At 40.5% G+C, this 12,042-nt stretch carries 8 protein-coding genes; 3 read left to right on the forward strand and 5 right to left on the reverse strand.

Features of this window, described 5'->3' with window-relative positions; all coding sequences use genetic code 11:
- Window positions 1–94: 94 nt before the first annotated feature.
- The 5 genes from IQ274_RS32930 to IQ274_RS37900 form a co-directional block, all read right to left on the reverse strand.
- The gene (locus IQ274_RS32930) at window positions 95–1,201 is read right to left on the reverse strand and encodes a saccharopine dehydrogenase family protein (protein WP_194144809.1); all 1,107 of its coding nucleotides are present in this window, start codon (window positions 1,199–1,201) and stop codon (window positions 95–97) included.
- A gap of 117 nt (window positions 1,202–1,318) precedes the next feature.
- Entirely contained in the window at window positions 1,319–2,833 is a 1,515-nt protein-coding gene (crtD, locus tag IQ274_RS32935) for a C-3',4' desaturase CrtD (RefSeq protein ID WP_194144810.1), read from the reverse strand.
- Window positions 2,834–3,251: 418 nt separating this feature from the next.
- On the reverse strand, window positions 3,252–5,408 hold the full coding sequence (locus IQ274_RS32940; protein ID WP_194144811.1) for a pentapeptide repeat-containing protein: 2,157 nt from the start codon (window positions 5,406–5,408) through the stop codon (window positions 3,252–3,254).
- A gap of 153 nt (window positions 5,409–5,561) precedes the next feature.
- Complete coding sequence (locus IQ274_RS37895; protein ID WP_194144812.1) at window positions 5,562–5,726, reverse strand: hypothetical protein; 165 nt, start codon at window positions 5,724–5,726, stop codon at window positions 5,562–5,564.
- Between the two features lie 109 nt (window positions 5,727–5,835).
- A complete protein-coding gene (locus tag IQ274_RS37900) occupies window positions 5,836–6,009 on the reverse strand; it encodes a hypothetical protein (RefSeq protein ID WP_322745412.1) in 174 nt (57 codons plus the stop codon).
- A 321-nt stretch (window positions 6,010–6,330) separates the two neighbouring features.
- Between IQ274_RS37900 and aspS the strand changes: the two genes are divergently transcribed.
- From aspS to IQ274_RS32965, 3 genes are all read left to right on the forward strand, one after another.
- On the forward strand, window positions 6,331–8,118 hold the full coding sequence (gene aspS, locus IQ274_RS32955) for an aspartate--tRNA ligase (protein ID WP_194144813.1): 1,788 nt from the start codon (window positions 6,331–6,333) through the stop codon (window positions 8,116–8,118).
- A gap of 334 nt (window positions 8,119–8,452) precedes the next feature.
- On the forward strand, window positions 8,453–8,893 hold the full coding sequence (locus IQ274_RS32960) for a GNAT family N-acetyltransferase (RefSeq protein WP_194144814.1): 441 nt from the start codon (window positions 8,453–8,455) through the stop codon (window positions 8,891–8,893).
- 301 nt (window positions 8,894–9,194) lie between these two features.
- Window positions 9,195–11,708, forward strand: a complete 2,514-nt coding sequence (locus tag IQ274_RS32965) for a type II CAAX prenyl endopeptidase Rce1 family protein (RefSeq protein WP_194144815.1) — start codon at window positions 9,195–9,197, stop codon at window positions 11,706–11,708.
- Window positions 11,709–12,042 lie beyond the last annotated feature (334 nt).

The raw sequence follows: 12,042 nt of genomic DNA on the forward strand, positions 1-12,042 counted from the left end.
GCCTATATTTGTACGCCCCTACCTCTGTATCTGAATATTTCGTAAAATCGGATGACATCCTCACAGTGTGCTTAACCCAAGCAAGCGTATTAAGTTATAACCAACTGTGATTAATTTTAATTCCTCTGCTTTGCATTGCTTCTTCAAATAAATCTGTTGGGAGTGCTTCTTCCACAGCAAAAACACCTGGCTTCTTCAGTTTACCTTCTAGCAAGAACTCGGCAATACTACCTGTACCACAACCAGAAGCCACGGCTGTATTTTCATGCACTACAGTTGAACAATAAACAGCAGTTTCACCATCTTTTTTCCCTGTAACTTCTGAACGAACTGCTACACCAATCCCAGTAAAATTATTAGTGACATCTGTCATTGAATGGCTGACATGAGACAGAAATTCAATCATGTAACGGCGCTGCATTAACCACTTGGGGAAAATATGTGCCGCAATCCAAGTTAGGTGATTGTAAAAATCGGGAACAGAGCCAAACTTAGTAATTACAGTTTTTACTGATGGGAAAGCTTTGGGCAATGTAAAGGTTTCTGGCATATCAAACCAGTAAACTCCGGTGCGTCCATAAGGCGGTGGAAAATCAACTAATTCTCTTTCACTATAAGGCTTAATTATCTCCCATTTTCCATCTATCCAAGTCTCAAAAGGATACTGCAACCCCAGAAAAGTTGTCCGCATCACTGTAATGCCAGCACCACCAGAACCGGAAACTAAATAACTTAAATGGATCTTTTCTGGTTTATCAAATTGTTCAACGCCTTGACGTACCATGCTGTTAGAAATACCAGGAAAAATGCCAGTATTAATAATTGCCGTCACACCAGCAGCAGCAGCTTTTTTACTAAAATTGAGAGCTTTGCTGGTATAAGAACGATGGTCGCTGACATCTACATAATTAACGCCTTGAGCAATACAGGTTTCGAGAACATTAGTATCTCGATAGTGAAATGGACCAGCACAATGGATGACTAAGTTAGAGTTTGCGATCGCATCTCGCAACTTGTCAACTTCTGCCAAGTCCAATACCAAAAACTCCACTTGTCCTCCTGAAGACAAGCTGACAGCCTTCCCAAACTCCGCAGAACGTCCGGTAATTGTAATTTGAGCCTGCGTATGGTTAGCGAGATCCTGAGCAACACTGCTACCAATCCGCCCTCGTCCACCAAGAATTAAAACTCTGTCTGTCATTACTCCAGATTCGCAACACTAACCTTATTTCATCAGTTTTGCGTCCTGTTTGCCATCGGTTATAAGTATGATTTATAGCATTTAAAGAGTTATGTAAAGTAGCACAGATATGCGCCTTTACATTTGCGCCTCAATTTGCCTAACTACCGTCAGCGCCGAATAACTCACCCCAGCAGTACCTTCGCCGGGATGGGTGGAATCACCAACTAACCACAAATGCTGGATGGGTGTCCGATTGGCGAACCCAAAGGGGCCAAAGGTGGGAATCCTTTGACCTATGCCGCCAACTATACCGCGATCGCGGGCTGTAAAATGAGCAAAGGTGCGCGGTGTTGCCGCTTCTTGATAAATAATCGTTTCTGGTTTGAGATAGAAGTATTGAGCAAGACGAGCGATCGCTTCTTGGGTAAACTTTTCTTTTAGTCCTTCATAATCTTCAGTCTCCCACCACTGTGCAGGATCGACAAATGAAGAAGCAATAATTGTCGCTTTCCCTTCTGGTGCGCGACCGTCTCCAGGATGACTGACAGAAACAAACAGGGAATTATTCTCGCCAATGGGACCATTGACATCGTACAAAAATTGTAGGTGGGGAGGACACCCAGGCGGAATCGCGCTAGCATCTACACCCAAATAAACCACAAACGCACCCGATGCTTGGGGCAGTTTTTCCACCCGGTTTTTATATCCAGATGGCGCTTGTTCTCCCAATAACTGCACCAAGTTTTGCACGGTGACGTTGCTAACTATGTGGTCGGCGGCTTCTGTCCAGACTTCGCCAGTTTTCTGATTTCTAATGACTACAGCAGTAGCTTTGCCGTTTTCTACTTTGATTTCTTCTACAGTGTGGCGCATCAACAATTTGCCGCCATCTCTTTCTAAAGATTGTACCAAGCGATCGCTCAATACTTGCATACTGCCCTGGAGGTGAAACAATCCTTGGGGCAGTTGCGATACACTCAACGCTGTGGCTGCATAAAGTAATGCTGTCTCGTCTGCATCCACCTGGGAGTATAGCTTCAGTTGTAAATCTAAAAAAGTTCTCAATCGCTGGTCATTTCCCAATCCACATAACCGTAAAGCATCTCCTACCGTAAGCAAAGTAAAGGGTACAGTAATTAATGTACTGGGACGTACTGCTTGCGCTAGTTGCCACAAATCCCATAAATTACGTGGGGGTAGTACCGGGTCGCGTCCTTGAAATTCCCAACTGGCATCGAACAAAGTTGCCATCAATTGCCAAAACGGTTCGCTACCGGGAAACTGTCTTTGTCGTTCCTCTTGCCATTTCTCTTGGTCGCGCCAGACATTAATCGGTGTGCTTTCCCCAGGTAAATACACGGCACAAGCAGGGTCACAAGGCGTTGCTGGCGGCAAATCTATTTCTAATTCTGAGAAAATGCGGTGGTGAATTCCTCCTGGTTCCAACCCCGCCACCTGAGTTGCGCCCACATCAAAGGTAAATCCCTGCCGTTTAAACGTCGAAGCACAGCCTCCTGGTACGAGGGCCTGATCCAAAACTAAGACGCTGTAACCTCTATGAGCTAATAATGCTCCAGCAGTCAGTCCACCTATTCCGGCACCGATAACGACGACATGAGAGTTACTTTTGTCAAGAGTAATGCTGGACATTGATTAGTTTCTTTAAAATTCTTAACATTTTTACTTATAATTTTACCTTAATCTCTAAGCGTAGGCGTAGCCCGCCGCAGGCATCGTAGATAAAAGGGCGGTTAGAAACCGCATCTACACAGACAAAACCCGCCTACGCGGGTTAAATAAAAAACCTTAATTTTCTCTTATTAGCCCACGAAGGTGGGCTTTGTTTGTGTAGCCGCGAATTCCATGATACTGTTGGCGAATTCGTGAAGGGTTAGACCCCTCACCCCTAAAACCTTGCTTTTGAGTTGCTTTCCGACCCCGCAATAAATTGCAGGCTAATAGCTGAAGTGCGTTTCAACGCACTGAATTAACATGGATTGGGGATAAGGGGTTAGACCCCCTATTAATTCGCCAACAGTATCATTCCATTCACCGGGTCTTAATTTGACTATCCTAAACCCAGAAAATTCGAAATCAACGGTAACAGATTGCTGCACTGTTCAACCAACTTTGTGGCACTGGGTAAACTAGAAATTGTCCCTTTCAAAATCTTGATAGCTGTTTTCGCCGCCTTTTGCATCGCTCCCTCTTGAGGATTTTTCCCGGCTTCTGCTAAGGCTTTCACCTGTTCTAATGCCTCAGCTTTATCTTCTGGCGGTAAGTTTGTATCAGCTTCAATTGCTGCTTGCAATTGCGTCAACAATTCCTTAATTCCGGGTTTATCAGGTTCGGATGATTCTGGTAACTGGTTGATAGTATTTGTTACTGTACCGCTAATATCACCTAAATTTAAAGCTTGTCCACTAGCATTAAAATCTCTGCCAACACTGCCAATTTCAATTTTGCGGCTGGCATCATTACTGTTAGTCATATTTTTATTCTCAACTTTATTGTCAACTTGAACATTAATCGGCTTATTTGCCAACAAAGTTACAATCTCTTTCATTTCTGCACTTTGTTGGCGATAGATAACTATTTCATTATCTTTAGCCTGTAATTGTGCTTTATATTTTTCTTCTACAGCTTGCAGTGCCAGTTGATAATTTTGCGTAAAATCGCTATGAATCTTCTCTTTATCAGCACCATCAGTTACACCGACCTTAACGACAACAACGCCATCACCTTTATTTTCAATACTCTGTAGAGCTAATTCTGTGTCTTCATTTTGGTCTTGCACTTTTTGGAAGGCGTTAACAAAAGCCTTCCAATCGATGCCATTGCGAAAAATTAAATCAACAGTATTTAAAACTTCTTCAAACAGCTTAGTAAATTCTCCTGGTTGAAAGTCGCCACTACTGGGACGGCGTTCGCGATCATCTGTGTTAGACTTAGGATTTTCTAAAAGATAGATAAAGCGACAATCTACATTATCTAATTTAGTTGTACTTTCAATATTCCAAGCTTCTACACAAGCACCAGTCATTTGAGCGCTTGTGAAGTTAGTACCTACAGCTTGAGCTAGAGTTAGATTTGCCCAATCTAAACAAGCGCTTTGGAAGGTAGCTTCTGTAATATCAGCATTTTTTAGATTTGCTTCTTTTAAATCTGCGCCGATGAGGTTTGCGCCTTTTAAGTTCGCACCAGCATAGAATTTTCCTCTACCATTGCCGGTTACTAACAAATTGAGAACACCTTGGTTAGCTAATATCGGGTGGTCTACTCTAGCAAAGTCCAATTTTTTAGCTTCATAAAAACGAGTACGTGTTAGGTTAGCCTTTCTAAAATCTGTATTTATTAGAATTGCACCAGTAAAATCAGTATTAGTCAAATCAGTATTACGAAAACTTGTACCACCTTTTGCAGCCAAGGCGATCGCAATTGAAAAAATCAAATTAGGTTTTCTATTTTCAGCTAAAGCACGGTATCCTATGTAGCTACCTAAAAGTATTAAAATCCAAGTCCAATAGCAACTCCAAACTAAATCTACCCAAGCCCAATTCCAAGACCATATTGGTTCAGAAGATAAATACTTCCATCCGTTTCGAATAAAAACTCGGGTTATAGACCCAGTTATTCCACCAGATAAGAAGCCTAATACAACAATTCCAGTTAATTTATTGGCAAAAATTTTAGATAATACTAAGGTTAGGGCGACTATTCCAGATATAACGATTGCAACAAGTACAGCCAAAATCAAAGCTTGTATCCAGCGACGAAGCACTTGATATTCATTTAAATTCAGTATAGAGCTAATTGCAGCTGGAAATATCAAAACTATTAACGTCAATATGATAGTTACTAAAGATAATGTCAGACCTTTCCAAATAGTGATAAAAGTAAAGACTGATAGCATTATAATCATAACTATACCGAAAACGAAAGCATTTTGTTCAAATGCTTTATTGCCCAAACTCCACCAAGTCGACCCATTGGTTGTAGCACAGGCAAATAATGATAGAAATGCAACAATAAATAAACCTACTATCCAACTAATTACCCAATATTTTTGTAGTCCAGCCTTAGTACCTCTGAAGTCAGCATCTTTGAGAATAGCATTAGTAAAATTTGCCCCTCGAATATCCGCCTTGCTAAAGTTTGACCCCGTCAGATTTTGACTTTTAAAAGAGCGACCTCGGAGATTTTGACCGGAGTAGTCTAGCTGCATAATCACTAATTCGTAATTCGTAATTGAAAAAGTTAGATGAAATCTGGGTTTGGGGGTTTGAATCTGGTGACTGATTTTAGAGAACTGATGTTACTGAGATTTTATACAACTTTACTGTGCAAGATTACCGATTTTGTGAAATTTTCATCAATATTATTCATAATGAGTCCACATACTTAAAACTTTCACAACTCGCTTTTCTTCTCGCATTCCAGGAACTTGTAGTATGTGCAACGTTTCTTGGATTGCGTTCCAGTCTTCAAGAGCAATAAGTGTTTGCGTTAATTTAATAAATAAAATATCGTCCCCGTTAGTCACGATCCCTCGGCAAAGCTGACCAAACTGAAAGCACGGTTTTTTTAGACTCTAACACTATGACCCACAACTGATTTTGCAGCGCCAAAATGTCAATCCGCCCACGTAGTAATTATTCTGCATTATCCAGCACCAACTCTACTGATGACTCTGCGGCAATTTTAAAAGGAGGATCGCAAGGTTTTACGATCACTAGCAAGAGAGACACAACCAACAACATCACTGTCCCTGCCAACAAATCAGCTTCAGCCTGATGATATAGATATCTGCGTCGCGGTACATCCAAAGAGTTTTTTCAGCTTCAGTAATTTCAGCTAATCCCCCAGATTGTTGTGAGATAAACTGCTCGTCCTTAATTTGGACTAAACCAAATCCGGTCTAGGCATCCATTAAGCTGGTAATTGCTGCTGTCTGTGTCATAGTTTTTTTACCTTGCTGTGTATGGAAAACCCAGCCTTCCGGTATTATGACTTCTCTTATATATATAGTGTGAGATTATTACATTTTTTATTGCACCAGAACTACTACAATTACTATTGATGCTAGATAATGGGAAGGCTTTGACATTTTCTTCCCAATCTAGCCCAGGAAACAATAATTAACACTTATGCGAACTCATTATTGCGGCGAACTCCGAAAAGAACATATTGGAGAAACTGTTACCTTTTACGGATGGGTAGACCGTCGCCGCGATCACGGTGGTGTGATATTTTTAGATTTACGCGATCGCACTGGAATTGTCCAAATCGTCAGCGATCCGCAACGCACCCCAGATTCCTACGAACATGCGAACGCCCTGCGAAATGAATATGTTGTCGAAATCACTGGTAGGGTAACACAACGTCCCGAAGAATCGCTGAATACCCGCATCCCTACAGGCGAGGTAGAAATCTACGCTGATAAAATTGAACTCCTCAATGCTGTCCGCAAACAGTTACCTTTCCAAGTTTCTGTAGCTGACACCGAGACAGTGCGGGAAGATTTGCGGCTGAAATATCGCTATTTGGATTTGCGACGCGAACGCATGGCGCAAAATTTGCAACTGCGTCATCAAATTGTCAAAGCCATGCGTCGTTATCTCGAAGATTTGGAAGGTTTTATCGAAGTCGAAACCCCAATACTTACCCGTTCTACCCCAGAAGGGGCGCGGGATTATGTTCTACCCAGTCGCGTCAATCCTGGTGAGTGGTATGCTTTGCCGCAATCACCCCAGCTATTTAAACAATTGCTAATGGTATCCGGCTTAGACAGATATTATCAGATTGCCCGTTGCTTTCGTGACGAAGACTTACGCGCCGATAGACAACCAGAATTCACCCAGTTGGACATGGAAATGAGCTTCATGTCCCAAGAAGAAATTATCGAACTAAACGAGAACTTAGTTTGTCATATCTTCAAAACAGTTAAAGGTATTGAGTTACAGCGCCCTTTCCCTCGTCTGACTTACGCTGAGGGAATGGAACGCTACGGTAGTGATAAACCAGATACCCGCTATGGTTTGGAATTAGTTGATGTCTCAGATATTGTGAAAGACTCTGGTTTCAAAGTCTTTCGGGACACTGTTACTAATGGCGGTATCGTCAAAATCCTCCCCATTCCTAACGGTAACGATGTAATTTCTAATGTCCGCATTAAACCAGGCGGCGACTTATTTAAAGAAGCCAGCGAAGCCGGTGCTAAAGGTTTAGCTTATATCCGTGTCAGGGATGATGGCGAAATTGACACCATTGGCGCGATTAAAGACAACTTAAGCGAAGAACAAAAACAAGAAATTTTACGCCGTACAGGTGCTAAAGCTGGACATTTGCTCTTGTTTGGGGCTGGTGATGCTGCTACAGTTAATAAAACTTTAGATAGATTACGGCAAGCGATCGCTAAAGAATTTAACTTAATCGATCCAGAAAAAATCAACTTGCTATGGATTACAGATTTCCCGATGTTCGAGTGGAATGCTGACGAAAAGCGTTTAGAAGCACTACACCACCCGTTTACAGCACCACATCCTGATGATTTGAGCGACTTAAAAACCGCACGCGCCCAAGCTTACGACTTGGTACTCAACGGCGTAGAAGTTGGCGGCGGAAGTCTGCGGATTTATCAGCGAGAAATTCAACAGCAGGTGTTTGAAGCTATTGGTTTATCTCCTGAAGAAGCACAAAGTAAATTTGGCTTTCTCTTAGAAGCATTTGAATATGGTACACCGCCGCATGGTGGCATCGCCTACGGTTTAGATCGTTTGGTAATGTTGCTAGCTGGGGAAGAATCCATTCGAGATGTTATTGCTTTTCCGAAGACACAACAAGCGCGTTGTTTGTTAACAGATGCACCTTCGAGTGTCGATGCTAAACAGTTGAAAGAATTGCACGTTGCTTCGACTTATAAACCAAAGTCTTAGTGAACTAAATAATTGTCTAAGTAAGGTGGGCAATGCCCACTAGCCTTTTCAAGGTGGGTAAACATTTTCGGACAATAATTCCTCTTATCTCTGTGTTCTCTGCGCCTCTGTGGTTCAATAAATCACTTTTAAACCGCAGAGCCACAGAGAGCGCAGAGAGGAAACCAGAGATTTTAGGAGTGAATTTGCAAGGGCTAGATTGCCCACTAACTACTTGCAATTATGCATTGATTCTCTTTAAAACACTAGGTTGAGTTGTACAACAGTCTCAAAAATAAAAAGAAAGTTCAATTACGAAAGCTTGCTATTCTTGTTGAATTGATGAGGATACTTAATGAAAGTTTTCTTAGCTAATATTAATCATCTTGAAAGTGTTTCAGTATTATTTGATAGATATCGTATTTTTTATAATCAGACATCAAATATTGAAGCTGCCAAAGACTTTCTCAAGGAACGTTTCAACAATAATGATTCAGTAGTATTTGCAGCTAGTGACAATGGGCAATTAGTTGGATTTACTCAGCTTTATCCCAGCTTTTCTTCAGTGTCGATGAAACGAGTATGGATATTGAACGATTTGTATGTAGAAGAGTCGCATTGCCGCAGGGGAATTGCAAAATTATTGATGAGTGCTGCGGAAGAATATGCAAAAGAAAGTGGAGCAATTCGTGTAATTCTATCTACTCAAATTTCTAACATAACCGCGCAAAAACTCTATGAAGTGCGAGATTACATTAAGAATGAAGAGTTTTACCATTACGCTTTGCGGTTGTAGTAATACCATGACATCAAATTGAGCTATTATGTCCGCATAATTACAGTACTTACGCAAAAGAATAGCCCAAACCCTAATTTCCCGGTAGGGGCAATTCATGAATTGCCCTTACCGCGTATAGTTTTGCGTAAGTCCTAAATTAGTTATAATTGTCACCGTAATTGTACCTCAGATCCCAGTTGTTCCACTTAATCTGCTCTCCTGATTTTTGGGTAGAGAAGGCAAAGTGTAGCTTTGGCGGGGTGGGTTATTAGGGTTTAATAAATAATCAAGTGGGCATAATATTAGTTGCTGATAATATATGATTTGGCGTGGATTGAATCGAAAAATAAGGCTAGTTTTTCCGATAATTTTACTTCTAGTATTTATAGTAGTAATTTCAGAGCAGGAACTTTTTGCAAGAGAACCCCAGCTAGTACAACAAGAAAGCAATTACGCGATACATACTCGACAAGATTTTAATCAATCTAGTTTTTATCCAGTTGTACAAATCCCATCTGCAAAACTTTATAAACCCATTGGCAACTGGGTAGGAAAGTTAATCTTACCAACGAAACAGCAATTACAAGATGGTTTAGATTGGGTATGGATGGAAGTGCAATATGCACCACCCACAGCACAAAATTTGCTAGGAAAAATTGTGCGTCTGGAGTGGAAAAATAATGAAGATTTGCTTGCTAAAGTTAAAGCTGTAACGCGAGATATAAATTTAACCTCAGAAGTCATTAAAAGTCAGAAACAAGGGAATATTCATCCTTTTCGACTCAATGGAGTTCGTCAAGTAGGTATTTTACGTTCTTTGGCTGGTGCAAATCCTCAAGATGATGCAATTGTTGCTTTAGATTCAAATACAATCATCAATGCAGATGAAGAAAAACCTATTTTGCAAATTGAACGCGAACCTGTTTTAGCAACTGGTAGATTTTATGGATTGGTAAAAATAATTAAACCGATTGAATCTAATTTTTTATCTACAAAAGATAAACAAAATAGAAATTATTTTTCTGTCCAGCACTATAACCCTAATTCAAATAAATTTGATGGGGTTCAAGAAACTATTCGTATTCCTCAACAAGTGATAGATACGCGAGACTTTGCGCCTTCAAGTTCGCAGGAAATCGAAAAATCACCTGCGGGTGAGGATGGTTGGTATATTTATGGTGCTAAAGATGCAAATGCCGTATTTACAGTAAGTGCCCTTGCACCTCGTTCATTGTTTCAAATTCAACCCCGTCAAATTATTACTGGTGAGGAATTAGGGCTCAATTATATCAAAGAGGTAAATTGGCGAAATAGCGAGAAGGATAAAGGTAAATTCAATACTGCCTTGTTAAAACCTGTAGAAACATCTATATCAAAATGGCAACAAGGCGATAAAGCGATTGTACTACACTTATTCGGTGGAATTGGCGGACGTAAAGCTGAACCAATCGGAGTACCTAATACTATCACTGGACATTTTGCTTTTGGAATCGCAGAAGTTGTCCGCGACGAGTTTACTAACGAATTACGCTTTGAGACTAAATACCATCAAATTTATGCCCATAACCCTGATGGAATTATTGCCGGAACGCATACATGGGCTGATTATATGGGTAATTTACAACGTGGCTGGCTAGCAACACGTCCAGTATCAGATATTCTGATTAAATTCGACCCTGTAACCCAAGATTATAATTTTGATGGCATTAAACTTTCGCCTTTAGACGAATTCCAGCAACAATTACAGGTAACAATGGCACGTTATCGCGTTGGCGATGGTACTGGTGGCGCAATGGTATCTCCTGGTACATCATGCGTCCAAGACTCAAGCCAAGCACTTTATGCTGCGATAATGGCAATTAAAAACCAAGTTGCGAAAACTCCTCAAATTCAAACTTGGGTACGCAAAAATCCGAATCATCCGCAAACATTACGCTTTCAGCAGCTAGTTGAATTAGGTAAATCTTTAGAACAACAATTAGCACCCTTGGGGATAGTTCGTGCTGATTGGCAGAGTCAAGCAGGCGTACTCGCAGGCACGGGAATAGGAAAAACGACGAAACCATTTCAAGATGGTAGTATTTGGGCTGGTTTGACAACGTGGCGAACAATCATGCCAAGACAAGTACATGATGATCTCGCCGCGATATTTCTCAAACATGGTGCAACTTTGCAAGTATTGCGAACCAATCAAGTAGGTGGTTGGCAATCCAATATTACACCCCTTGCACCAACAGTCTTTTTAGGGCAAATGAAGATTCCTTTTACTAATATTGCACCGCTTCCAATTATTTTAAATCGTTTTCTAGCGTCGTTAGTAATTCCTACACAACAAGATTGGTTAATTCTGGTTTTACTGCTGATAATCTATAGTATTATCGCTCTACCTTATGGCTGGAAATTAGGATTTTTACGGCTCCAATTTTGGTCTGTAAGTTGGATCGATCAATGCCTATTAACATTACGTTGTTTATTTGCACCTGCGATTATCGAAGAACTCATTTTTCGCGTTATCTTGCTTCCTCATCCTAGCGAAATCACCAATTGGTTACGATGGAGCTTATGGGCAATAGTTAGTTTAGTATTATTTGTTTTGTATCATCCATTGAATGCTAAAACATTTTTTAAAGCTGGAAATCCCACATTCTTGAATCGGGTTTTTCTTACTTTAACTTTATGGTTAGGAATTATATGTACTGTTGCATATACCTTAACAGGATCTTTCTGGGTGATAGTTTTAATCCACTGGGTTGTAGTAGTAGTTTGGTTAATTGTTTTTGGAGGAATAACAAAATTAGATAACAATCAAAAAATTAATAAAGCTCAAACGTAATACACCGTAGCTTCAAAAGGGGGACTTTAATTCTAGTTCTCCCTTTTTATCGATGGATTTAGAAGGCGATCTAAAACTTTTGATACTGACAGGAGGGCTTTTCAAACATCCTCCAAGAGCCAATACGGTTCAGTTAACGTCAAAACTCTTCAACTGCGTAACTTTCTTTTGTCACTCTAGGCAGAGGAAAAAGAGAAAAACTCTGACCAAAGAGATAAAAATAGATGATTGTGCAAGGTATTCATGATGCTAATCAAGTAAGAAAATCCTGTAGAAAGTTGAGGAATAGGAAATACCTTGAGCCAAGGTTTAATCAGGTTAAAAAGGATGATTG

It is taken from the genome of Nostoc sp. LEGE 12447 (assembly GCF_015206985.1).
Lineage (GTDB): Bacteria > Cyanobacteriota > Cyanobacteriia > Cyanobacteriales > Nostocaceae > Nostoc.